This is a genomic window from Streptomyces venezuelae, from assembly GCF_008642315.1.
GTDB lineage: Bacteria > Actinomycetota > Actinomycetes > Streptomycetales > Streptomycetaceae > Streptomyces > Streptomyces venezuelae_D.
The window spans coordinates 6,805,599-6,827,515 of the sequence record NZ_CP029192.1 but is presented as its reverse complement, the minus strand read 5'-3'; the positions used below and the strand labels follow the sequence as shown (position 1 = coordinate 6,827,515).

Sequence of the window (21,917 nt, the reverse complement as noted above, 5' to 3'; positions counted from 1 at the left end):
GGAGCCCGCGGCACCATGCTCTGTACTGACACTGCCCTCACATCGGTATGGAACAGACACACAAGTCACGGTCTGTGCGCCCTCGACGACGGTGTGGATACGGTGTGGACATGACCCGAACGGGGGACTCAGCCGACCGTCCACGGCCAGTCGGCGTTCTCCCCCGCCTCGAGCAGCCGCACCATCCGGAACGCCGCGTCCGAGAGTCCGCCGAAGACGTGCCGGTTGCCCTCGCCGGACGCGCCGTGGCCCGCGCGGTACCCCGCGAGGTTCCAGGTGTAGACGGGAACGCTCGCCGGGACCTGCTCGGTCGGGTCCCCGTGGTAGTGGTACATCGCCTGCTCGTCGGTGACGATCAGCACCCGGTCGTGCTTCTTGTAGAAGCGGCGCACCGCCTCGGTGGTGTTCGTGCCGCCGAGGTCGCCGAAGCGGTCGAGGATCTTCAGGACGGACTCCCCCGCGCGGTACTTCACCGGTTCGCTGCCGGTGCCGAACTGGACCAGGTCCGCGTCGGCGGCCCGCAGCGCGAGCGCCGTGCCGAAGACCGCGGCCGCGTCAGCCCGGTTGAGCTGCGAGCGGTCCGAGAGCGGCGACCACATCGAGCCCGAGCGGTCGACGAGGATCAGCGTCCGGCCCGGCAGCGACGGCACGTTCGCGAGCGAGTGGCCGAGCGCCTGCTCCAGCGGGTACGACCAGCGCAGCGACGGCGCGTGCTGGTACGCGGCGAGGTAGCGGAACGGGAACTGCCGCGACTTCGCGACGGCCTCCGGGTCGGCCAGCCGGGCCGCGACGGTCGCCGCGACCTGGTCCGAGACACCCGCCTCGTCGAAGTTCCGCAGGTTGCGGACGAGCGCCATGGTGCCCATCGACGGGATCACGGCCTCCCAGGCCGCCTTGTCCATGGGCCCCTGCAGCCAGCCCGCGAGCGCCTCCCAGGTGATGCCCGCGGCGGCGAGCCGCTCGGCGCCGCCCTCACCGGTGACGACCGCGCGGCGCTCCTCGACGGGCAGCGCCATCAGTTCGCGGTGCGCGGTGAGGACGCGCGCGCCCTCGGGCGGCACCGCGGTCTCCGGGTGGTGGCGGCGGTCCAGCGCGTACCGGAACAGGTCGCCCTGCCACGGCTTGGCCGGGTCCGGCGACGCGTGGACGAGGTTGAGGATGTCGCCGAAGCGGTAGCCCTTGCCTGCGGTGTCGTACTTGAGCAGGGACTTCTCGTTGTAGAGGCGGCGCACGGCGTCGGCGATGCCGCGCTTGACGGGCTTGGGGACCGCACGGCCGTACGTCGACGTCCAGTAGCCGAGGAGCTCGCCGGGTTCGTCGGGGCGGCGCAGCACGGACGCGACGACCTGGCGGCTCGTGGGGCCGCCGGTGGCTCCGGCGTCGAGGCGCGCCTTGACGTACTCGGCGGCGCCGACGATCGCGGCCGTGCGCATGTTGCCGTCGCCGCGCAGCCAGCCGAGCAGACCCGCGGTCCACTCCGGGTCCTCGACGGCGAGGCGCCGCACGAGTACGGCGAACCGGTCGTCCCGGCGGTCGCCGGTCTCGTAGAAGGTCTGCTGGGAGACGAAATTCGCGACGGAGAGCAGAAAAAGCTCGGACCGCGCGTCGCGCAGGTGTCCGCGGCCGCCCTCGTGCGTACGGATGGTGCGGCCGGTCGACTTCACCGCGGAAGTGACCCGCGCCTTGACGGACTTGGTGTTGAAACGCGCCATGAGAATTCCCCCGAATTCGTTGCGTGCAAGGCGTACAGAAGCAGAGGGGGAGACAGACGGCAGGAGTGTGCCCGAGGTCAGAAGCGGCGACGGACTTATGCCAGATGCTCTACCCAATTGAGCTACACCGACCCGAAGTCGATGACGGGACTCGAACCCGCAACCGTCCGATCCAGGAAGTAACCGTTGCCTGCGCACCGGGCACACACCAGCTGCTGCCTCCCGAGATCAGGGTGGCGGCGGCGTGTTTTCTGGAAAGGAAGTAGCCGCTGCCGGCGCACCGGGAGGTGCAGGAAAAGCATGAAGTTGTGGTGTCCAGAGTTCATTTCGGCGGAACCGACGATGGTTCTCCATTATGAGTGGAAGTAGGTCCTGCCTTCGCACCTGGACGTGCATCACTTTAGGAGAGCGAACTGCGAGGGCGCCAAGGGTTTTTACGGCCGAGGGTTCTCACGGGGGTCGGCTGTCAGTGCCGCTGCCGCTTCCACGGGCCGGTGATCGCGAGCATGATGCCGGGTGTCTGGATGTTGGCGTAGAGGGTGCGGCCGTCGGGGGAGAACGTGACGCCCGTGAACTCGCTGTACTCCGGCTTTTCCGCCGTGCCCGCGTTGAGTTCGTTGCGGGCGATCGGGTAGGTGCGGCCGTGCTCCGTCGCGCCGAAGAGGTGCTGGATGCCGTCGCCGTCCTCGGCGATGACGAGGCCGCCGTAGGGCGAGACGGTGATGTTGTCGGGGCCGTCGAAGGCGCCGTCCCTGCCGGGGTCCTGGTTCACGCCGAGGAGCACCTTCAGGGTGAGGGTGCGGCGGCCCGGGTGATAGAACCACACCTGCCCGTCGTGCGGGACGGGACTTTCTCCGCGGGCGAAGGAGGCGACGATGTAGACGCCGCCGTCGCCCCACCACATGCCTTCGAGCTTGCGGGCGCGCGTGATGTCACCGTCGTCGAACTGCTGGCGCACGGGCACGGTCCGCGCGTCGCGGTCGGGGACCTCGACCCAGTCCACGCCGTAGACCGTGCCGATCTTCGTGGCGCGGGACAGGTCGTCGACGAAGCGGCCGCCGGAGTCGTAGCACTTGGGGGCCTTCAGGACGCCCGCGTCGTCGGCGAGGGTGCGCAGCCTGCCGCGGCCGTGTGCGAAGCCGCGCGGCGGCGTCCAGCGGTAGAGGAGGCCGTTCGGCCCTGAGGCGTCCTCGGTGAGGTAGGCGTGGCCGCGCTTGGGGTCGATGACGACGGCCTCGTGGGCGTAACGGCCGAAGGCCTTGATGGGCTTGGGGGCGCGGTTGGCGCGCCGGTCGAGGGGGTCGACCTCGAAGACGTAGCCGTGGTCCTTGGTCATGCCGTTCTGGCCGGCCCGGTCCTCGGTCTCCTCGCAGGTGAGCCAGGTGCCCCACGGGGTGCTGCCACCGGCGCAGTTGGTGGCGGTGCCGGCTATGCCGACCCACTCGGCGACGCGCCCGTCGGGGCGTACCTCGACGACCGTGCAGCCGCCGGACGCCGCGGGGTCGTAGACGAGTCCTTCGGTGAGCGGTACGGGATGCTTCCACTTGCTGCGGGGGCCGCCCAGCTCGTGGTTGTTGACGAGGAGCGTGGTGCCGCGCGGGCCGCGGAAGGTGGCGGTGCCGTCGTGGTTGGAGGGCGTGAACTCGCCGCTCTCCAGCTTGGTCTTGCCGCTGTGCGTCAGGACGCGGTACGAGAATCCGGCGGGCAGGGCGAGGAGGCCCTCGGGGTCGGGGACGAGCGGGCCGTAACCCGGGCCGTGGTGGCCGTGGCCCCGGGCCTCCTCCGCGTCGTGCGCGCTCTCGACGTCCGTCGCGGCGAGGGCGCCGGGGGCCGTGGCGAGCGCGCCGACGCTGCCGGCCAGGGCAACCCCCGCCCCGGTGAGCGCGGAGTGTCTGGCGAAATCCCTGCGGGTGAGCGACATCGTTTCTCCTGGGGCGCGAAGGCGGCTTCGTACGGCCGGGCTGCTGTCGGCGCCACCGTCCCGCTCGCGTATAAACAGCGGTTGAACACCGTTCGACGTCGAGGGGCCTCCTTCCATGAACCTGCCCATGAACCCGTCCGGCACCGGTCGCCGCGTCCTGATCAGCGGGGCCTCCCGGGGCCTCGGCCGCGCGCTCGCCCAGGCCTTCGCGGAGAACGGCGACCGGGTCGCCGTGCACTACGGGTCGCGCGAGCAGGACGCGCGGGCGACGTTCGACTCGCTGGCGGGCGAGGGGCACGTGCTGGTGGGCGGCGACCTGTCGGACCCGGCGGGCGCGGCGGACGTCGCGGACCGCGCGGCCGGGGCGCTCGGCGGCATCGACGTCCTGATCAACAACGCCGCCGTGAACCTCCCGCACCCCCTCGCCGACACGTCGTACGAGGAGTGGGCGGCCCTGTGGCAGCGGCACGTCTCCGTGAACCTGCTCGCCACGGCGAACCTCAGCCATCTCGCCGCCCGCCGGATGATCGACCAGGGCACGGGCGGCCGGATCGTGAACATCGGCTCGCGGGGCGCGTTCCGCGGCGAGCCGGACCACCCGGCGTACGGGGCGACGAAGGCCGCCGTCCACGCGCTCGGCCAGTCGCTCGCCGTGTCCCTCGCGCCGCACGGCATCGCGGTGGCGTCGGTGGCCCCGGGGTTCTTCGAAACGGAACGCGTCGCGCACCGCCTCAGCGGCGCGGAGGGCGAGGCGATCCGCGCGCAGAGCCCGTTCGGGCGGGCGGGCACGGCGCAGGAGATCGCGGCGGCCGTGCTGTGGCTGGCGTCCCCGGTCGCCGAGTGGGCGTCGGGCGCGGTCCTCGACCTCAACGGCGCGTCGCACCTTCGTACGTGAACGTGTCGCACCTGCGTACGTGAACGTAAAGCCAAGAATCACCGCAGAACACCTTGACCCGGGATGCACACCGCAATAGACATCAGCTACGTGCAGTGCTGCACCACCCGCACGGGGAGGCGAGCCGAGTGGACGCACATCAGGCACGCAGCCTCCATGAGGGCCGGCTGATGAGGCTGGCCAATGTCACCGGAGTCGGCACCGGCAGGGACGAACACTCGGGTCAGGACGTGATCGTCGTCTTTGTCACCCACTTGGTGCCCCGTGACCGGCTCCGTGACGCAGACGTGGTTCCGGACACGCTCGAAGGCGTCCCCGTACGCGTGCTCGCCATCGGCGAAGTCGACGCCCACAACGGCGGGGCGTAGCGGCAGCGGCAGCCCCGGCGCGCCCGGAACTCCCACCCTTCAAAGGGGAAGAGGTGGTCTGGCGTGGTGAGCCAGCCCGAACTGATGCGAGGACCCACCGGCGGTCAGCTGAGCGACAGCTCCCGCCAGCAGGCGATGTCCGACTTCCTGCGGCCCCAGCAGCCGCTCTCCAACGTGGTCGGCTTCGGTCACGGCGTGAAGTGGAGCGACGGGGAGCCGACCGGCGAGCCCGCCGTCATCGTGTTCGTCACCCAGAAGGTCCCGGAGTCCATGCTGCCGGAGCGGGACGTCGTCCCGCGCCAGATGGACGACGGCACCCCGACCGACGTCGTCGCGGTGGGCCACATCGCGGCGCAGCGCCAGCAGAGCAGGGCCGGCGGCCGGCGCGCCGAGGACCGCGCCTCGGTGACGTACGGACCGGACGGCAGCGTCAGCGAGCAGCTGGCGGGCCTCGGGCAGCCGCAGCTCGAAGAGCTCGCGGGACGCGGCGCGTTCGAGCCGCAGCTCTTGAAGCGCCGGATGCGCCCGTGCCCCTCGGGCTTCTCGGTCGGCAACGTCCGGGTGACCGCGGGCACGCTCGGCAGCGTGGTCTACGACTTCCTGCCCGGCGCCTCCGTCGACCCGCCCGGCGCGGGACTCGGCGTACCGGCGAAGTTCTACATCCTCTCCAACAACCACGTGCTCGCCGATTCCAACCGGGCGCAGCTGGGCAGCGCGATCGTGCAGCCCGGCGTCTTCGACGGCGGCCAGGACCCGGCCGACCGCATCGCGACCCTGGAGCGGTTCATCACGATCCAGTTCGCCCCGCAGATCCCGCTGGAGCGGCACAACAACGTCGTGGACGCGGCGCTCGGCGCCGTCGACTTCCAGGACGCGACGCGCGAGCAGTACTTCAGCGGCGCCCCGCGGGCCTGGCGGCGCAAGGCCAACGTGGCCGTCGGCGACCTGCTCAAGAAGACCGGCAGGACCACGAACATCAGCTTCGGCCGGATCATCGCGGTCGACGCGACGGTCGACGTGAACTACGGCACGGCGGGCACGGCCCGCTTCAAGGACCAGATCGTCACGACGAACATCTCCGCGGGCGGCGACTCCGGTTCGCTGGTCACCTCGCAGGACGACGTCGCGGTGGGTCTGCTGTTCGCCGGTTCGTCGGTCGCGACCATCGTCAACCACATCGAGAACGTCCGCGCGCTGCTGCGTGTGGAGATCGCCGAGCTGCTGGCCTGACGGTCAGGACGGGAGGAGGGTTTTCCATGACCACTCAGGCACGTAAGCAGAAGGGCGGCCAGTCGCGGACGTCGGAGCACCGCTTCCACAATCCGCAGGGCGCCGAGGTCAAGACGCGCGACGAGGCGTTCGCCGCGCCGATGGCCGAGGTGTCGGCCGAGGCCCTGTCGACGGAGTGCAAGCTGACGCTGCACGCCGGTGCGGTCACGTTCGCCATCGAGGTGAAGTACAACCCCAACACGTATCCGCATGTGGTGACGGGCGGGCAGATCACGTCCGGCATCTGCGGCGCGCCGTGGGACATCACGGGCGGCGCGATCGGCGAGACGATCCGGCTCGACGCGAAGCGCGCGGGGCAGGGATCGTGCGCGAACACGATCACGATCGTGGGCGAGTACCAGAATCCTCCGGCGTACCGGGGGACGTACGGGTTCGACGGGGCGACGTCGTCGTTCAAGCACACGACTCGGTACGAATGTTGATGTGAGCGGGCCTCGGGTGGGCCTGCACCGTTGCCTGCGGGCCCACCCGAGGCGCCGTCGATCGCCCTTCGGGCTCGTCCTCAATCGCCGGACGGGCTCAGAGGTTTCGCGCCTTGAACGCCGCCTTGCGGGCCTCCTTCGCCACCTTCTTGTCGGGGTGCAGGCGGCCCATCGCCTCCAGGACGTCGGCCGTGGCCGGGTGCTCCACGCGCCACGCCGTGGCGAAGAAGCCGCTGTGCTGCTGGGCGAGGCCCTCGACCAGGCCCTGCAGTTCGTCCGAGTTCCCCTCGACGGAGAGCTGCGCGGCGAGCGTGTCGATGGTCAGCCAGAAGATGAGCTCCTCCGACGGCGCGGGCACGTCCGAGGCTCCGTGCTCGGCGAGCCAGACCCGGGCGAGGCCGCCGAGTTCCGGGTCGTCGAGGACGTCGCGCAGGGCGGGCTCCGCCTCGTCGCCGACGAGGGAGAGCGCCTGCTGACAGCGGAGCCTGCGCAGCGGCGCGCCCTCGTCGGAGCCGCGGGCCGCGGCCAGCAACTCCCGTGCGGCGACCAGCGGTTCGTGCCGTCCGAGCCACTGCTCGATCTCGGCCTGCGCGGCGTGCTGCGGGAAGCCCGAGGTGCCTTCGAGCAGCGCGTCCGCGCCCTTGTCCGCGAGGTCGCCGACGGCGGGCGCGTCGACGCCGGCCTCCAGCATGCGGGCGCGCACGCCGTACAGGCCGAGGGGGGTGAGGCGGACCATGCCGTAGCGGCTGACGTCCTCGTCGTCGACGGGGGCGGGCTCCGGCTGGGCGGCCTCGTCGTCGATGTCGGCCATGAGCGCCTCGTCGACCGGCTGGTACTCGACGAGGCCGAGCGGCTCGAAGAGCCGGAACTGGTCGTCGAGCTTCATCATCGCGTCCGACACCTGCTCCAGGATGTCGTCCGTGGGCTCGCCCATGTCGTCGGGGACGATCATCGAGGCGGCGAGCGCGGGCAGCGGCACCGGGCTCTCACCGCCCGCGGCGTCGCCGACGGTGAGCAGGTAGAGGTTGCCGAGGACACCGTCGAGGAAGTCGGCCTCGGCCTGCGGGTCCCAGCCGAGCTCGTCGAAGTCGACCTCGCCGTTCTCCTCCAGGACGTCGAGGAGGTTCTCCATGTCCGGCACGGTCGCGTCCGCGTACACGGTGTCGAGGGCGCCGAGCCAGATGCCGAGGACGTCCTGCGGGCTGCCCTCGGAGAGCAGCGCGAGGTCCTCGCCCTGGGTGACGGTGCCGTCCGCGCCCTCCTCCTCGGCGTCCGTGACGTCGATGAGCCCGGTGTCCACGGCGACCCGCCACGCCTCGCTCGCGTACGCGGCGGCGTCGGGGTCGTCCGCCGAGAGGCCCAGCTCGGCCGCGGCGGCCGGGAGCTGTGCGTCGACGAGCTCGCCGCCCGCGCCGACGCGGGTCTCGGGTCCGGCCCAGCGGGCGAGGCGCACGGCCCGGGAGAGCAGCGGCGTGGCGAGCGCGGCCCGCGCGAGTTCCGCTTCGGAGTGCAGCAGCACCGGCGGCAGGGTGGCGGGGCTTACGGACATCGGCTGGTTCTCCTCCGGAGGGACGGGCTCTGCAGTGGGCAAGCCTAGACGGATTTGGGACCATGCCGCCCGGTTCATGTCCCTGTCAGGAAACGTACAGCGCGGGAACACCCGCGGAACCTTGACAACTCCCCTGGTCACACAAGAGATTGACGCGCGTAGAGCGCCCGACCGGCCCTGCACTGCCGCAGCTTCGTTCCCACACCCTCATCCGGAGTTCCCTGATGTCTCACATATCGTCGCCCCGCGTTCCGAGATCAGCCGCCGTCGGCGCCGTGGTCGCCGCCGCCCTGGCGGCGGGACTGCTCGCCGTCACCTCGTCCCCGGCCGCCGCCGACGAGGTCCGCATCCACGACATCCAGGGCACCACCCGTACGTCGCCCCTGGCCGGGCAGCAGGTCAGCGATGTGCCCGGCATCGTGACGGGCGTGCGCGGCTACGGCTCCAAGGGCTTCTGGATCCAGTCCGCCAAGGGCGCGGCCGACGACGACGCGGCCACCAGCGAGGGCATCTTCGTCTTCACGGGCTCCGCGCCGCTCACGGTGAAGGCGGGCGACGCGGTACGGGTCTCCGGCACGGTCGGCGAGTACGTGCCCGGGGGCACCGGATCCGGCAACCAGTCCCTGACCCAGATCACCAAGCCGACGGTGACCGTGGAGTCCTCCGGCAACGCGCTGCCCGCCCCGGTCGCGGTCACCGCCGAGTCCGTGCCGAGCCGCTACGCGCCCGCGGGCGACCCCGCGCAGGGCGGCAGCATCAACGCGCTGCCGCTGAAGCCGCGCTCGTACGCCCTCGACCTGTACGAGTCGCTTGAAGGCATGAACGTACGGATCGACAGCTCGCGCGTCGTCGGGGCGACCGACGCGTACAACGAGCTCTGGGTGACGGTGAAGAAGCACGAGAACCCGAACCGGCGCGGCGGCACCGTCTACGGCTCGTACGGCGCGCAGAACGGCGGGCGGCTCCAGATCCAGCAGCTCGCCCCGGTCTCCGAGCAGCCGTTCCCCAAGGCGAACGTCGGTGACGTCCTGCGCGGCGGCGCCGTGGGCCCGCTGGACTTCAACCAGTTCGGCGGCTACACCCTCGTGGCGCGCGAGCTCGGCAAGGTCGACGACAAGGGCCTGAAGCGCGAGAAGACGCGGAAGCAGGCCAAGGGCGAGCTCGCCGTGGCCACGTACAACGTCGAGAACCTCGACCCGACCGACCCGCAGACGAAGTTCGACGCGCTGGCGGGCGCGGTCGTCGCGAACCTCTCCTCGCCCGACATCGTGGCCCTGGAGGAGATCCAGGACGACAACGGGGCGAAGAACGACGGCACGGTCTCCGCGGAGGCGACGCTGAAGAAGTTCACGGACGCGATCGTCGCCGCGGGCGGGCCGCGCTACGCGTGGCGGTCCGTCGACCCGCAGAACAACAAGGACGGCGGCGAGCCCGGCGGCAACATCCGTCAGGTCTTCCTCTACAACCCGCAGCGGGTCTCGTTCACCGAGCGCGCGCCCGGCGACGCCACGACGCCCACCGAGGTCGTGCGGGAGAAGGGACGGGCCGCGCTGAGCCACTCCCCCGGGCGCGTCGACCCGGCCAACGCGGCGTGGGCGGACAGCCGCAAGCCGCTGGCCGGCGAGTTCACCTTCCGCGGCCGGACCGTGTTCGTGATCGCCAACCACTTCGGGTCGAAGGGCGGCGACGAGTCGCTGACCTCGCACCACCAGCCGCCGGTGCGCTCCTCCGAGGCCAAGCGGCTGCTGCAGGCGCAGGCGGTGAACGGTTTCGTGAAGGACATCCGCAAGGTCCAGCGCAACGCCGACGTCGTCGTGCTCGGCGACATCAACGACTTCGAGTTCTCGGCCGCCACCAAGGCCCTGGAGGACGGCGGCGCGCTGCGCTCCGCCGTGCGGTCGCTGCCGAGGAGCGAGCGCTACTCATACGTCTACCAGGGCAACTCGCAGGTCCTCGACCAGATCCTGACCAGCCCGGGAGTGGGCGACGCGGACGACTTCAGCTTCGACAGCGTGCACATCAACGCGGAGTTCGCGGAGCAGAACAGCGACCACGACCCGCAGGTGCTGCGCTTCAGGCCGTAGCCGTGCACCGGCCGGGCCGCCTCAGCCGTAGAGGTGGTCCAGCCAGTCCTGCCACGCCAGTTCGGTGCCCTTGGCGTCGGCGTGCGCGCCGAAGTCGTGCACGCTGACGCCGACGGGGGCGCCGAAGTGGTTGCGGCCGTAGAAGCGGTGCAGCGTCTCGTCCGCGCGCAGACCGATGAAGTACCGGCTGCGGAAGTCGATCACCGCGTCCAGCTCGCCGCCCGCGGCCTGCACCCGTACGCGCGCGCCGTCCGTGGCGTCGTCGGGCAGGCCGAGCGCCCTGGCCAGCCTGACGAAGGCGTCCGGGGCGGTGGAGGCGCGCGGGCCGTGCAGGGCGGAGTAGGCGACGGGGCGGCCCTCGAAGTACGCCATGTACTGGCCCAGGGTGTGCAGGTAGAAGTCGGTGTGCTGCACCGCGCCCTCGTACCGCGTGTCCCAGTCGCCGGTGAAGATGCCGCTGTGCACGTGGCGCAGCCAGGAGCGGCGGCCGCCGTCGCGCGGCTCGATGACGTGGTCGAGCTCGTTGAGGGTCTGGCCGGGTATGCGGTCCGGGTCCTCGACGCGGGCGGTGAGGCGGTGGGGCGGGTCCCAGCGGGTGACGGTGCCTCCGGAGGGGGCGGCGCCGCCCTCGCGGGGCTCGTACTCCATGGGCCACAGCCAGCCTCCGGTGCCGGTGGTGAGGGCGGCCCACAGCCGGGCCGGTGAGCCCTCGACCTCCAGCTCCCTGACGATTTCGAAGGCCTTGCCCCCGCCGCCGTCGCCGCCCGTCGCGGCGGGGCCGTCGGCGGCGGACTCCCCCTTGCCGGGCCTGCGTCTGCGCGGCCTGCCCCGGCCGGCCCTCCCGTCCCCGCTCATGGCTCCACCGTCCCGCCGCCTCCAGGGGCTGTCCAGGAGAGCGGGGAGGCCTGCGGTGCGGGGCGGGGAAAATCTACGCCTTGCTCGGTACGAAGCCGTACGCGAAGCGGTACCGGGCGCCTTCTCCGCCGCCCTCCGCGTAGGTGACGACGCGCTTGCCGTCCAGGGTGAGGTGGAAGTGCGCGGCGTACGGGCCGGAGCTGTCGGCGGTGCCCTCGTCCAGGGTTTCGACGGCCCGGTCCGACCAGGCGCGCTGCCCCTCGGGGTCGGGGCTTTCGAAGTCGGTCAGGGTGATCGCCACCGTGCCGGACCCATCTCCGCCGCCCCCTGTCCAACTGCGGTACAGCCGCGTCTTGTTGAGCCCGAGCCGCTCGATGCCGGGCACGGCCGCGTCGATCTCCGTGTTCCTGGCGTCCCTGCCGTTGGCGGCGCCCGCGAAGAAGTCCTGGTACGCCTCTTCGTCCCGCCACTGCGAGTAGTGCAGGACGGTCGACCCGTCGGAGCCCGCGTACACCGTGTAGGCGAGGAGCCCTTCGTGCGGCCAGGGGCGGGTCTCCCAGGCCTTCGCGACGGCGTCCAGCGTGGCCCGGAGCCGCTCGGGCGAGCCGGTGCTCCACGTACTGATGAAGGTGAGGCCTCCGTCGGCGCGGGCCGGGTCGGGGAGGGTGCCGGTGCTGAGGGTGGTGGTCGCGGGCATGGCGTGATCCGTCCGTCTCGGTCGAATTCGGGTGCGGGGGCGGTCGGCCGCCCCCCTGCACGCACCACACTCCGACCTCAACCATGGTCGAGGTCAAGCCCGTTCGTGGCCCGCCGCCGTCACCGCCTCCAGCGCCGGGCGTTTCGCCTCCCTGCCGTCGCCCGACGAGCGTCCCCGCACCCGCCGCCACATCCAGGGGCCCATGAACCCGGCGAACCAGCGCGCCTCCGCCGTCACCGCCCCGAGCACCGACACGGGAGCCAGCGGCGGCAGCGGGCTCAGCCAGCTCTCGTGCCCGTCGAGGCCGAGCGCGTCCGCCATGCCCGCGGCGATCCTGGCGTGGCCGAGCGGGCTCGCGTGCATGCGGTCGCGGCTCCACAGCCGCGGGTCGGTGGTGATGCGGTGCGGGAACGTGTCGAAGACGATCACGCCGTGCCGGTCGGCGGCCGCGCGGATCCGGGCATTCAGGTCCAGGACGCGGGGCAGCGCGCGCCGCGCCAGCGGCGAGACGCGGCCGATGTCCGGGAAGGTGACGGTGGCCACGTGCGCGCCCGCCGCGGTGAGCTCGGTGAACATCTCCTCGACGTCCGCGGCGACGCGCGCCGCGTCGTAGCCGGGACGCACCAGGTCGTTCATGCCCGCCATGACCGTCACGAGATCCGGCTTCAGCGCGAGGGCGGGGCCGAGCTGCTCCGCCTTGATCAGCGCCGTCCTGCGGCCGCGCACCGCGAGGTTGGCGTAGGTGAAGTCCGGGTGCCCGGCGGCGAGGATCTCGGCGAGCCGGTCGGCCCAGCCGCGGTAGCCGCGCTCCTCGTCGCCGTCCCCGAGGCCCTCCGTCTGACTGTCACCGATCGCGACGTACCGCGCGTACGGATGCTGCTGCGTCGTGGCCATGGCCCGAGCTTCCTCCGGGCGTACGGCCCCGTCAACGCGGCCCCGGCCGGTCTACAGGAGGTGGCCGCCGCCGTCGACGAGCAGCACTTCTCCGGTGATGTACGAGGAGTTGGTCAGGTCGACGACCGCCTCGGCGATGTCCTCAGGACGGCCCACGCGGCCCAGCGGCAGCCGCTGTGCCACCGCCTCCATGGACGCCTCGATGCCCTCGACGCCGTCGAACCACGGCGTGTCGATCATGCCGGGCGCCACCGCGTTGACCCGCACGGCCGGGCCGAGCGTCTTGGCGAGCAGCTTGGTCATGTGGTTCACGGCAGCCTTGCTGACCGCGTACGGGATCGAGCTGCCGCTGGGGCGCACACCCGCCTGCGAGGAGATGTTGACGATGCTGCCCGCACCGCTCTCGCGCAGGTGCGGGACGGCCGCGGTGATGGTCTGCCACACGCCGATGACGTTGACGTCGTACAGCTCCCGCCACACGCCGGGGCTCGCCGCCTCCAGGTCGTCGTGGTCGATGAAGCGGGTGGTGCCCGCGCAGTTGACCAGGATGTCCAGGCGGCCGTACGTGTCGACGGCGGTCCGCACGAGCCGCGCGGCGTCCGCCTCGTCGGCGACGCTCGCCTGTACGTAGACGGCGTCCGGCAGTTCGGCCGCCAGCTTCTCGCCCGCCTCGACCGAGCGGGCGGAGTTGACGACGACGCGGACGCCGGCGGCGGCGAGGCGGCGGGCGACGGCGGCGCCGATGCCGGACGAGGAGCCCGTCACCAGAGCGACGCGCCGCTCGTCCCGGCCGGCGCCTACGCCGCCGTCGGTGGTGCTGCTGTGTTCAGTGTTGTTCATCGTGCCTTGGCCTCCGTGTCGGTCCGGCCTGTCGGCGCCCGCGCCGATCATGCCAGACACGGCACGGCCGTCAGCCCGGCCAGCGGCCCGTCACGCGCCGCACCCCGATCGCGCCGCCGCGGTCCACCGCCGCCTTGACCACGGCGAAGATGGCCCCCTGGAGCGCGGCGGCGATGAGGATCTCGTTCCAGGAGCGGTCCTCGTCGTGCGCGTCCGGCGCGTCGTCCTCGCCCGCCACCGCCTTCCAGGTGCGGCGGAACACCGCACCGGCGACCGCGCCGCCCAGCATGCCGAAGCCCATGCCGAGCGGCTTGTAGAGGATCTTGGTCCCACTCATCAGCGGCCGTTCCGCTTCCCGCGGCGCAGCAGCAGCCAGGCCACCAGGACGCCCGCCCCGGCCGCGGCGACCGTCCGCGGGTGGCGGCCGCCGATCCGCGCGACGCCGCTCGCGGCGGCCCGCACGGGCTCGGGCGCGCCCTCCTGTACGCGGCGCGCGGCCTCGGCCACCTTCTCCTCGGCCTGGACCACGGCGGGGTACTGTTCCGCGCGCGCCTTGCCTTCCAGCACGGCGCCCTTGGCACGACCCGCGCCCTCGGCCGCGATGCCCTTGGCGCGTCCCGCGCCTTCCGCCGCCAGGCCCTTGGCCCGTGCGGCGCCCTCGGCCGCCTTGCTCTTGGCGCCTGCCACGCCATCGGCCGCCATGGTCTTGGCGCCTGCCGCGGTTTCAGCCGTGGCGTCCTTCGCCTGTCCGGCCCCGTCCGCGGCCTTGCCCTTGGCGCGCGCCGCCTGTTCCGTCACCTTGTCCTTCACCTGTGCCGCCGTCCCTTGTACGTGGTCCTTCACCGCCGCGGCCCGTTCCCGGGCGCGGGCCTTCACATCCGCCTTCGCCGCGAGTTCCTCGACGGTCTCGCCGAGGTTTCCGCGGGTCTCCTCGATCTGCCGGCGCAGTTCGTCGGATCCCTCGGCGCCCGCGTCCTTCTTCGCGGCAGCGCCCTTGGCGTCCTTGGCGTCCTTGGGGGTGTCCGTCATCGGTGCGCCCTTTCCTTGATCTCTTCGACATCCGCCTTGACGCTGTCCATCGCCTCCTGCGGCACCGGGGGCACCGCGCGGGCCAGCTGCTTGCGGCCCATCGCGGCGAGCACCCCGGCCACGACGAAGAGCACGCCGGTGACGATGAGGGCCGCGCCCCAGACGGGCAGCGTCAGTGCGAGTGCCGCGACCGCCGTGGCCGCGAGCGCCATGAGTCCGATGTACGAGACCGCGCCGGCCGCTCCGAGGAGCCCTCCGCCGCGTCCCGCGCGTTTGCCCTTGGCCGCCATCTCCTGTCCGGCGAGCCGCATCTCCTGGCGTACGAGGTCCGAAAGCTGCGCGGTGGCGCGCTCGACGAGTTCTCCCACCGAGTGCTGCGCGTGATCGCGCGTCGGCTGCTCGCCCATGGTCCCGGTCACGGGGTCCGCCTCCCTTCTGGCTGGGACGGCCGAGTACCCGCACCTGGCGACGCTATCCCCGCCGGTCTCCGGTCCCTTAGCGTTCCTGTCCATTACCTCGTAGGAGAATTAAGTGGAGCTTGCGCACCGGCGTACCGAGACTGCCTCCATGACCTCCCGAACCATGGCGCCCTTCGGCCGCGCCCTCTGCGCGATGATTACTCCCTTCACCGCCGAGGGGGCCCTCGACCTCGACGGCGCGCGGCGTCTCGCCGACCACCTCGTGTCGCGGGGCTGCGACGGACTCGTCCTGTCCGGTACGACGGGCGAGTCGCCGACCACCTCGGACGCCGAGAAGGCGGCTCTCGTCCGAGCCGTGGCCGACACGGTCGGCGACCGTGCCTCCGTCGTCGCGGGCGTCGGCAGCAACGACACCCGGCACGCCGTCGAACAGGCGCTGGAGGCCGAAAAGGCGGGCGCCGACGGCCTGTTGGTGCTCACCCCGTCCTACAGCCTGCCTCCGCAGGACGCCGTCGAGGCGCACTTCCGCACGGTCGCCGACGCCTGCGGGCTGCCCGTACTGCTCTACGACATCCCGGGCCGCACCGGCACCCGCATCGCGACGGAGACGATACTGAGGCTCGCGGACCATCCGCGCGTCGTCGGCGTGAAGGACTGCGCGTACGACATCCTCGGCAGCCAGAAGGTCATGTCCCGCACGGAGTTGGCGTACTACGCGGGCTGCGACGAGTTCAACCTGGCGCTGTACGCGGTGGGCGGCGCGGGCTGTGTCAGCACGGTGGCCAACGTGCTTCCCGGCCGCCCCCGGGAGGTCTTCGACGCGTTCGACGCGGGCGACACGGAGGGCGCGCGCCGGGCGCAGCTGGCCGCGACCCCGCTGATCGAGGCGATGATGGCGTCGGGCCTGCCGGGCACCGTCACGGCGAAGGCACTGCTCGGCGTGCTCGGGCTCCCGTCGGGGCCGGTGCGGGCACCGCTGCTGCCCGCCGGCCGTGAGGCGACCGACGGGCTGCTTGCCGCGTACGAGAGGGCACGGGCCGTCAAGGGCCCGGCGACGGGGTGATCAGCGCTTCGCGAAGATCGGTGTCCAGCGCTTGACCCCGTCGGCCTTCGACGACCGGAAGCCGCTGAGCGGGACGGTCTTCTTGCTCCCGACGGTGACCAGGACGAGCCGGTTGCGGTACTCGCTCGTACCGGGTGCGATGTCCCAGGCGATGAGCCGCTTGTCGTCGGCCCAGGCGAGCAGCTGCTGACCGGGGATCTTGGCGACCCGCTTGCCGGTGAGGGGGTCGAGGACTTCGGTGGCGGTGGTCTTGGCGCTGCCCGCGAAGTCACCGGCGGCGAGCTTCCCGTTCGGGGAGAGCCGCGCGTCGACGAACCAGGACAGGTGCCGCTCCCGCGGGGGCGTGCTCTTCTTCCGCCCCTGGAAGTCGTAGTACTGCTGGTTCGGCGCGCGCAGGAGCCCCGAGTAGACCAGCGAGCCGTCCTCGCTGAAGCCGAAGTCCTGCCTGGTGTTGAGGTCCGACATGCCGAAGCCGCCGCGCTTGGTCTTCACCTCGCTCCAACTGCCCTTCCCCGAGGCCACGTCGAGGACGTAGAAGCCGGTCCTGCTCGGGTCGGCGGGCCCGGGCCTCTCGCTCTTGCCGTCATTGATCGGCCGGTCCTTGTCGAGCCGGTCGGGGTTCTCCGCGTACGTGGTCGCGACGAGCTTCCTGCCGTCGGGGGAGAACTCGACGCCGCCGACCCCGTGCTGCACGGGCAGCCAGCGCTCCACCTTGCCCGTGATCAGGTTCAGCAGACCGATCCGATCGGCGGGGAGCCCCCGCTCCAGGACGACGGCGGTCCGCATGCCGGGTGCGACGTCGACCCACGACCAGCGGGGGTCCTCGCGGTAGGTGCCGGTCTTCTGGTCGAGCAGCCGGTAGGTACGGGTGATGACGGCGTCGCCGTCGGGCTGCTCGACGTCCTCGCTCGTGCTGTACGCGGCGAGCGCCGTGCCGCCCGCGGCGATCAGGTCACGCGGCGGTGTCTGGCCGGGGCGCGCGATGACGTCGTCGGTCTGCAGCTCGCTGGCCGGGCGCGGGCCCTTGTCCGCGGAGTCCTTGCCGATGGTGGGCACCGTCACGCCCACGACGGCGGCCGTGACCACGGCGAGCGAGGTGCCCACGAGCGCCCGGGTCCTGCGCCGTCGGCGCACGGCGAGCACGCGGTCGGCGAAGTTCCCCGGCACGGGCGGCCCTTGGTCCGCCTGCTCCCGCAGCGACTCACGGACCAGTTCTGCCACGTTCACGGTGATACCTCCATGGGCGAGAAGTCACGGGAGTGGGGGGAAGCCCCGGCTGGGCCGGACCTGTCGAGCTGCGCGAGCTCGGGCGCGAGGTTGCGGAGCCGGGCGAGCGAGCGGTGCGTGGTGCTGCGCACGGTGCCGACGGAGCAGCCGAGCACGGCGGCCACCTCCGCCTCCGGCAGGTCCTCGTAGTAGCGCAGGACGAGTACGGTCCGCTGCCGTGCGGTGAGCTTGGCGAGGGCCCCGCGCATCACGATGCGCAGCTCCGCCGCGGCCGTGCCGTCCCCCGACGCGGCACGCTCCGGCGGTTCGGCGACGGCAAGTTCGCGCCGCGGCCACTTCAGCCGCCAGCGGCTGACCTGCTGCCGGTACAGGATCCGGCGTACGTACGCCTCCGGCTCGTCGATCCGCTGCCACCGCCCGGCCGCCTTGACGAGCGCGTTCTGCAGCAGGTCCTCACCCGCGTGCCGGTCGCCCCCGCTGAGCAGTACGGCGGTCTTCAGCAGCGCCGACGATCTGGTCGCCACGAATTCCCGGAAACTGTCCTGCTCATGGGCATCCATCGTCACCTTCGCTCCCTGGTGGGCCTGTTGCCCTCCCGCATGGATGAGGACGGGTCCGGGCGTCCCCCGCTATGCCTCTTCGGCGCAGAAAGTCGACGCGCGAAGAAAACGGAGCGGCCACCCCGCAAAGGGGGTGGCCGCTCCGGTCGAGATGCGTGTCAGCGGTTCGCGGGGAAGCCCGCCGCCTTGGTCCAGCGCAGCGTGTCGCCGCCCCGGCTGAACGTGACCTTCTTGCCTCCGGGGGCGACGACGATCTTCTCCCAGCCGTCGAAGTCCTTCGTGAGGTGCTTGTCCCACTTGGTCAGCGGCCCCACGGCCACCGCGGCGACCGACTCGGTCGGCGGCTCGCCGTCCGCGCAGTACCTGGCGAAGTCGCCGAAGGCCGCGACCGTGCCGTCCTTGGCCTTGAGCGTGATGCCCTGGCAGGCGTCGGTCGCCGTCTTGTACACGACGGCCGGCTTGGACCAGCCCTTGGCGCTGGGGCTGTAGTCCTGCACGAACAGCCCCTGGCCCTTCATGTAGTGCATGGCCACGCGGCGCCCGTCGGCGAGCTTGACCTGCGCGTTGAAGGGGCTGGGGCTGCCGCTCCAGGGGATGTCGCTCTTGCGCAGCGGATAGCTGTGGTCGCCGGTCGCCGCGCTCGTCACCTGGTGCGTGCCGCCACGGGCGGCGCCGTGGGCGTCGTCGCGGGGCTGGCCCACGCTCTGTCCGCACCCGGCCACCAGGCCGAGCACCGCGGCGGCGCCGACGGCCAGTGCTCTCGCACCCGTTCTGTTCATGTGGTTCCCCCTGAGACGGCGTCGGTCGGTCGCGACTAGTTGTGGCTGTGCAGCACGTCGTTCAGACCGCCCCACACCGCGTTGTTCGGGCGGGCCTCGACGGTACCGGTGACCGAGTTGCGGCGGAAGAGGATGTTGGAGGCGCCGGAGAGCTCGCGGGCCTTGACGATCTGTCCGTCGGGCATGGTCACGCGCGTGCCCGCGGTGACGTACAGACCCGCCTCGACGACGCACTCGTCGCCCAGCGCGATGCCGACGCCCGCCTCGGCGCCGACCAGGCAGCGCTCGCCGATGACGATGCGCACGTTGCCGCCGCCGGAGAGCGTGCCCATGGTGGAGGCGCCGCCGCCGATGTCCGAGCCGTTGCCGACGACGACACCCGCGGAGATGCGGCCCTCGACCATGGAGGTGCCGAGGGTGCCCGCGTTGAAGTTCACGAAGCCCTCGTGCATGACCGTGGTGCCCTCGGCGAGGTGCGCGCCGAGCCGCACGCGGTCAGCGTCGGCGATGCGGACGCCCTTCGGCGTGACGTAGTCCGTCATGCGCGGGAACTTGTCGATGGACGTCACGGCGAGGTGGAGGCCCTCGGCGCGGGCGTTGAGCCGCACCTTCTCGACGTCGTCGACGGCGACCGGGCCGAGCGAGGTCCAGGCGACGTTGGCGAGGAAGGCGAACTGGCCGTCGAGGTTCACGCCGTGCGGCTTGACCAGGCGGTGCGAGAGCAGGTGCAGGCGCAGGTAGACGTCGTGGGCGTCCAGCGGCTTGTCGTCGAGGGAGCCGATGACCGTACGGACAGCGATGATCTCCACGCCACGGCGGGCGTCCGGGCCGATGGCCTTGCCGGCGCCCTCACCGAGCAGTTCCACGGCGCGCTCGGCGGTGAGCCGCTCACTGCCTGCGGGGCCCGGTTCGGCGACGAGCTCGGGGGCGGGGAACCAGGTGTCGAGAACGGTGCCGTCGGCGGTGACGGTGGCGAGGCCTGCGGCGACGGCGCCGGTGGTGCGGGAAGCGTTCGTGTCGGTCATGGGTGAAACCTAACCGGAGGTGCGCCGCGCGGGCGAACCGGTCTCAAGGTCCGGGCCGCCCGTGGCGCCGCTCGCCGCCACGGCACCGATCGGTTGCCGCGCCCGGCCCCGCCCCGCCGCGAGGACCAGGCATCCCGCCACCCCGGCGAGCGCCGCGCAGACCGGCCACAGCAGGCCGGGCGCCACGGAGTAGAGCGCCCCGCCGAGCGGCGCCGAGAGCACGACGCCGCTGACCGAGACGCCCGAGTACAGGCTCTGGAAACGTCCCTGCACGTGCGCGGGCGCGTGATCGGCGACGTACGCGGTGGCCGGTGTCTTGTAGAGGATCTCCCCCGCGGTGAGCAGCAGCATCATGGTCACGGCGGTGCCGAGCCCCGTGCCGAGGGCGAGCACGCCGCAGCCCGCGCCGACGAGCAGCAGCCCGGACCCGATGATGCGCAGCGGCGCCCGGTCGCGCAGGGCGAGGGTGGCGGGGAGTTCGAGGAGCAGGATGACGCCGCCGTTGATCGCGAGGAGCCAGCCGTAGACGCCCGTGCCGAGTCCGTGCCGGTCCAGGTCGACGGGGAGGGTCGAGTACTGCTGCCGGTAGACGAGGTCGGTGAGGAGGATGGCGACGAGGAGGACGACCACGGCGGGTCGCTCGCCCAGAGCGGCGAAGACACCGTGCCGCGCCCCCTCCCCGGCATCCGGACGGTCCGGCCCGGAACGCGCTGTACCGCGGGCGGGCAGCACCCGCGCGGCGTACGCGGCGAAGACCAGCGTGCCGATCCCGTCGATGACGAAGAGCCAGGTGTACGAGGTGTGGGCGATGAGGAGCGCGCCGAGCGGCGGCCCGACGGTGAAGCCCGCGTTGCCCGCGAAACGGACGACCGCGAACCCCTGACGGCGTGCGCCCTCCGGCACGGAGACGGCGACGAGGGCGCCGGTGGCGGCGCGTACGCAGCCGCCCGCGTACTGGCTCAGTGGCGGTACGACGTACAGCAGCGCGACCGGCAGCGACGGCAGCGCCAGCACGCCCGCGCCGCCGATCAGCGACCCGGCGAGCAGGACGCGCCGGTGGCCCGAGCGGTCGCCGAACCAGCCGCCGGTGAAGTTGCCCGCGACCATGCCGACGCCGCCGATGCCGCTGATCAGCCCGGCCTGGGCGACGGGGAGGCCGCGTTCGTCCGTCAGATAGACGAAGAAGTAGACGAAGGTGAAGGCCACGACCATGTTGAAGAACTGGCCGGCGGCGAGCAGCCACACGGTCCTCGGCACATCACGCACGCCGCCCCCCGGCAGATCGGTGAGCCGACCCCCGGCAGGCCACCTTCCGGGAGTCAGTTCCGTTTGGGAACGGACTATGTCAGCATGGGCGCCATGGCGCAACGGACCCGACTCGACGACGACCACTGCGCGATCGCGCAGGCGCTGGACGTCGTCGGCGACTGGTGGACCCTGCTGATCGTGCGCGACGCGGCGCGGGGCGTGCGCCGCTTCGACGAGATGCAGCGCGAACTGGGCGTGTCCCGGAAGGTGTTGAGCGAACGGCTGAAGCTCCTGGTGGAGGCGGACGTCGTCACGCGCGTCCCCTACCAGGACCGCCCCGTGCGCCACGAGTACCGCCTGACGCCGCGCGGTCGCGCGCTGCTGCCCGTCCTGGTCGCCCTCCAGGACTGGGGGGACACCTGGGTGCTGGGAGAGGGAGAGACGATGGCGACGGCGGCGGAGACCTCACGGGAGGCGCAGCGGGTGCACGCGCTGCTCGGCACGCGCCTGCCGGAGCTGCGGCTCGCGGGGCACGACGGCGAGCCGCGGGACCCGGTCTCGGCGGACACCCCGTACACGGTCCTGTACTGCTTCCCGGGCGCGTACGCCCGCAAGGACGCGTATCCGCCCGGCTGGGCGGGAATCCCCGGCGCACGCGGCTGCACGCTGGAGTCCTGCACGTTCCGCGACCAGCTCGCGGAGTTCACCGCGGCGGGCGCGACGGTGCACGGGGTGTCGTCACAACGCCCCGACGAACAGCGGGCCTTCGCGGAGAAGGAGGGCCTGCGCTTCCCGCTCCTCTCGGACGCGGAACTCGCGCTCACCGCGGCCCTGCGCCTGCCGACGTTCCGCGCGGCGGGCGTGAGCCGCCTCAAGCGGCTGACGCTGGTGCTCGACGGCGACCGGACCGTACGGGACGTGCAGTACCCCGTCACGGACGTCACGGCGAGCGTCGAGGCGGCGCTGCGAACGGTCAGGGACCTGGCGTCGCGCACCGAGTGAGGGACGAGTCCCGGGGCGGGAGGCCCTCCAGCCGTGCG

The 21,917-nt window shown here is 72.2% G+C and carries 22 protein-coding genes; 7 read left to right on the top strand and 15 right to left on the bottom strand.

Annotation, left to right across the window (positions count from 1 at the left end):
- Positions 1-128 precede the first annotated feature (128 nt).
- Positions 129-1,712 (bottom strand): TROVE domain-containing protein, encoded by a 1,584-nt coding sequence (locus DEJ48_RS30050; RefSeq protein ID WP_150219326.1) that lies wholly within the window; start codon positions 1,710-1,712, stop codon positions 129-131.
- 466 nt (positions 1,713-2,178) lie between these two features.
- Positions 2,179-3,633 carry an alkaline phosphatase PhoX gene (locus DEJ48_RS30045; protein ID WP_150219325.1) on the bottom strand — a complete coding sequence of 485 codons (1,455 nt, stop codon included), beginning with the start codon at positions 3,631-3,633 and terminating at the stop codon, positions 2,179-2,181.
- Between the two features lie 127 nt (positions 3,634-3,760).
- Here DEJ48_RS30045 and DEJ48_RS30040 point away from each other — a divergent pair, with 127 nt between their 5' ends.
- From DEJ48_RS30040 to DEJ48_RS30025, 4 genes are all read left to right on the top strand, one after another.
- Positions 3,761-4,528 carry an SDR family NAD(P)-dependent oxidoreductase gene (locus tag DEJ48_RS30040; protein WP_411757553.1) on the top strand — a complete coding sequence of 256 codons (768 nt, stop codon included), beginning with the start codon at positions 3,761-3,763 and terminating at the stop codon, positions 4,526-4,528.
- A 170-nt stretch (positions 4,529-4,698) separates the two neighbouring features.
- Positions 4,699-4,896 carry a hypothetical protein gene (locus tag DEJ48_RS30035; RefSeq protein WP_190537674.1) on the top strand — a complete coding sequence of 66 codons (198 nt, stop codon included), beginning with the start codon at positions 4,699-4,701 and terminating at the stop codon, positions 4,894-4,896.
- A 66-nt stretch (positions 4,897-4,962) separates the two neighbouring features.
- Complete coding sequence (locus DEJ48_RS30030) at positions 4,963-6,126, top strand: S1 family peptidase (protein ID WP_223832254.1); 1,164 nt, start codon at positions 4,963-4,965, stop codon at positions 6,124-6,126.
- 26 nt (positions 6,127-6,152) lie between these two features.
- The gene (locus tag DEJ48_RS30025) at positions 6,153-6,608 is read left to right on the top strand and encodes a hypothetical protein (RefSeq protein ID WP_150219322.1); all 456 of its coding nucleotides are present in this window, start codon (positions 6,153-6,155) and stop codon (positions 6,606-6,608) included.
- 97 nt (positions 6,609-6,705) lie between these two features.
- On the opposite strand, the gene DEJ48_RS30020 is transcribed toward DEJ48_RS30025, so the two are convergent.
- The gene (locus DEJ48_RS30020; protein WP_150219321.1) at positions 6,706-8,157 is read right to left on the bottom strand and encodes a hypothetical protein; all 1,452 of its coding nucleotides are present in this window, start codon (positions 8,155-8,157) and stop codon (positions 6,706-6,708) included.
- A gap of 224 nt (positions 8,158-8,381) precedes the next feature.
- On the opposite strand from DEJ48_RS30020, the gene DEJ48_RS30015 reads away from it, so the two are divergent.
- Positions 8,382-10,241, top strand: coding sequence for an endonuclease/exonuclease/phosphatase family protein (locus tag DEJ48_RS30015; protein WP_150219320.1), 1,860 nt, complete (start codon positions 8,382-8,384; stop codon positions 10,239-10,241).
- Between the two features lie 21 nt (positions 10,242-10,262).
- On the opposite strand, the gene DEJ48_RS30010 is transcribed toward DEJ48_RS30015, so the two are convergent.
- The 7 genes from DEJ48_RS30010 to DEJ48_RS29980 form a co-directional block, all read right to left on the bottom strand.
- Positions 10,263-11,096 (bottom strand): SRPBCC domain-containing protein, encoded by an 834-nt coding sequence (locus tag DEJ48_RS30010; protein WP_223832253.1) that lies wholly within the window; start codon positions 11,094-11,096, stop codon positions 10,263-10,265.
- 73 nt (positions 11,097-11,169) lie between these two features.
- Entirely contained in the window at positions 11,170-11,793 is a 624-nt protein-coding gene (locus tag DEJ48_RS30005) for an antibiotic biosynthesis monooxygenase (protein ID WP_150219319.1), read from the bottom strand.
- Between the two features lie 93 nt (positions 11,794-11,886).
- Positions 11,887-12,687, bottom strand: a complete 801-nt coding sequence (locus DEJ48_RS30000; RefSeq protein ID WP_150219318.1) for an SGNH/GDSL hydrolase family protein — start codon at positions 12,685-12,687, stop codon at positions 11,887-11,889.
- 51 nt (positions 12,688-12,738) lie between these two features.
- Entirely contained in the window at positions 12,739-13,527 is a 789-nt protein-coding gene (locus tag DEJ48_RS29995; RefSeq protein ID WP_150219317.1) for an SDR family NAD(P)-dependent oxidoreductase, read from the bottom strand.
- Between the two features lie 70 nt (positions 13,528-13,597).
- Positions 13,598-13,864: a DUF4235 domain-containing protein gene (locus tag DEJ48_RS29990; RefSeq protein WP_150219316.1), complete on the bottom strand. Its 267-nt coding sequence runs from the start codon at positions 13,862-13,864 to the stop codon at positions 13,598-13,600.
- Complete coding sequence (locus DEJ48_RS29985; RefSeq protein WP_150219315.1) at positions 13,864-14,556, bottom strand: DUF3618 domain-containing protein; 693 nt, start codon at positions 14,554-14,556, stop codon at positions 13,864-13,866. Before DEJ48_RS29985 ends, DEJ48_RS29990 begins: the two co-directional genes overlap by 1 nt.
- On the bottom strand, positions 14,553-14,975 hold the full coding sequence (locus DEJ48_RS29980) for a phage holin family protein (protein ID WP_411757495.1): 423 nt from the start codon (positions 14,973-14,975) through the stop codon (positions 14,553-14,555). Before DEJ48_RS29980 ends, DEJ48_RS29985 begins: the two co-directional genes overlap by 4 nt.
- Positions 14,976-15,123: 148 nt before the next feature.
- Here DEJ48_RS29980 and dapA point away from each other — a divergent pair, with 148 nt between their 5' ends.
- Entirely contained in the window at positions 15,124-16,038 is a 915-nt protein-coding gene (gene dapA, locus DEJ48_RS29975) for a 4-hydroxy-tetrahydrodipicolinate synthase (RefSeq protein WP_150219314.1), read from the top strand.
- Here the strand turns inward: dapA and DEJ48_RS29970 are convergent, their stop codons facing one another.
- From DEJ48_RS29970 to DEJ48_RS29950, 5 genes are all read right to left on the bottom strand, one after another.
- On the bottom strand, positions 16,039-17,265 hold the full coding sequence (locus DEJ48_RS29970) for a WD40 repeat domain-containing protein (RefSeq protein WP_150219313.1): 1,227 nt from the start codon (positions 17,263-17,265) through the stop codon (positions 16,039-16,041).
- The gene (locus tag DEJ48_RS29965; RefSeq protein WP_150219312.1) at positions 17,262-17,825 is read right to left on the bottom strand and encodes a SigE family RNA polymerase sigma factor; all 564 of its coding nucleotides are present in this window, start codon (positions 17,823-17,825) and stop codon (positions 17,262-17,264) included. Before DEJ48_RS29965 ends, DEJ48_RS29970 begins: the two co-directional genes overlap by 4 nt.
- A gap of 158 nt (positions 17,826-17,983) precedes the next feature.
- On the bottom strand, positions 17,984-18,604 hold the full coding sequence (locus DEJ48_RS29960; RefSeq protein WP_223832252.1) for a hypothetical protein: 621 nt from the start codon (positions 18,602-18,604) through the stop codon (positions 17,984-17,986).
- A gap of 35 nt (positions 18,605-18,639) precedes the next feature.
- Complete coding sequence (dapD, locus tag DEJ48_RS29955; protein ID WP_150219311.1) at positions 18,640-19,629, bottom strand: 2,3,4,5-tetrahydropyridine-2,6-dicarboxylate N-succinyltransferase; 990 nt, start codon at positions 19,627-19,629, stop codon at positions 18,640-18,642.
- A 9-nt stretch (positions 19,630-19,638) separates the two neighbouring features.
- Positions 19,639-20,895, bottom strand: a complete 1,257-nt coding sequence (locus DEJ48_RS29950; RefSeq protein WP_150219310.1) for an MFS transporter — start codon at positions 20,893-20,895, stop codon at positions 19,639-19,641.
- A gap of 93 nt (positions 20,896-20,988) precedes the next feature.
- On the opposite strand from DEJ48_RS29950, the gene DEJ48_RS29945 reads away from it, so the two are divergent.
- Entirely contained in the window at positions 20,989-21,879 is an 891-nt protein-coding gene (locus DEJ48_RS29945) for a winged helix-turn-helix transcriptional regulator (protein ID WP_150219309.1), read from the top strand.
- The last annotated feature ends 38 nt before the right edge of the window (positions 21,880-21,917 follow it).

Excerpts from the sequence above, each read along its gene's own strand:
- DEJ48_RS30010 (WP_223832253.1), bottom strand. The coding sequence starts at position 11,096 with ATGAGCGGGGACGGGAGGGCCGGCCGGGGCAGGCCGCGCAGACGCAGG.
- dapA (WP_150219314.1), top strand. The coding sequence starts at position 15,124 with ATGACCTCCCGAACCATGGCGCCCTTCGGCCGCGCCCTCTGCGCGATG.
- DEJ48_RS29995 (WP_150219317.1), bottom strand. The coding sequence starts at position 13,527 with ATGAACAACACTGAACACAGCAGCACCACCGACGGCGGCGTAGGCGCC.
- DEJ48_RS30005 (WP_150219319.1), bottom strand. The coding sequence starts at position 11,793 with ATGCCCGCGACCACCACCCTCAGCACCGGCACCCTCCCCGACCCGGCC.
- DEJ48_RS29985 (WP_150219315.1), bottom strand. The coding sequence starts at position 14,556 with ATGACGGACACCCCCAAGGACGCCAAGGACGCCAAGGGCGCTGCCGCG.
- DEJ48_RS30020 (WP_150219321.1), bottom strand. The coding sequence starts at position 8,157 with ATGTCCGTAAGCCCCGCCACCCTGCCGCCGGTGCTGCTGCACTCCGAA.
- DEJ48_RS30015 (WP_150219320.1), top strand. The coding sequence starts at position 8,382 with ATGTCTCACATATCGTCGCCCCGCGTTCCGAGATCAGCCGCCGTCGGC.
- DEJ48_RS29945 (WP_150219309.1), top strand. The coding sequence starts at position 20,989 with ATGGCGCAACGGACCCGACTCGACGACGACCACTGCGCGATCGCGCAG.
- DEJ48_RS30050 (WP_150219326.1), bottom strand. The coding sequence starts at position 1,712 with ATGGCGCGTTTCAACACCAAGTCCGTCAAGGCGCGGGTCACTTCCGCG.
- DEJ48_RS29990 (WP_150219316.1), bottom strand. The coding sequence starts at position 13,864 with ATGAGTGGGACCAAGATCCTCTACAAGCCGCTCGGCATGGGCTTCGGC.
- dapD (WP_150219311.1), bottom strand. The coding sequence starts at position 19,629 with ATGACCGACACGAACGCTTCCCGCACCACCGGCGCCGTCGCCGCAGGC.
- DEJ48_RS30040 (WP_411757553.1), top strand. The coding sequence starts at position 3,761 with ATGAACCCGTCCGGCACCGGTCGCCGCGTCCTGATCAGCGGGGCCTCC.
- DEJ48_RS30025 (WP_150219322.1), top strand. The coding sequence starts at position 6,153 with ATGACCACTCAGGCACGTAAGCAGAAGGGCGGCCAGTCGCGGACGTCG.
- DEJ48_RS29965 (WP_150219312.1), bottom strand. The coding sequence starts at position 17,825 with ATGGATGCCCATGAGCAGGACAGTTTCCGGGAATTCGTGGCGACCAGA.
- DEJ48_RS30035 (WP_190537674.1), top strand. The coding sequence starts at position 4,699 with ATGAGGCTGGCCAATGTCACCGGAGTCGGCACCGGCAGGGACGAACAC.
- DEJ48_RS29960 (WP_223832252.1), bottom strand. The coding sequence starts at position 18,604 with ATGAACAGAACGGGTGCGAGAGCACTGGCCGTCGGCGCCGCCGCGGTG.
- DEJ48_RS30000 (WP_150219318.1), bottom strand. The coding sequence starts at position 12,687 with ATGGCCACGACGCAGCAGCATCCGTACGCGCGGTACGTCGCGATCGGT.
- DEJ48_RS30045 (WP_150219325.1), bottom strand. The coding sequence starts at position 3,633 with ATGTCGCTCACCCGCAGGGATTTCGCCAGACACTCCGCGCTCACCGGG.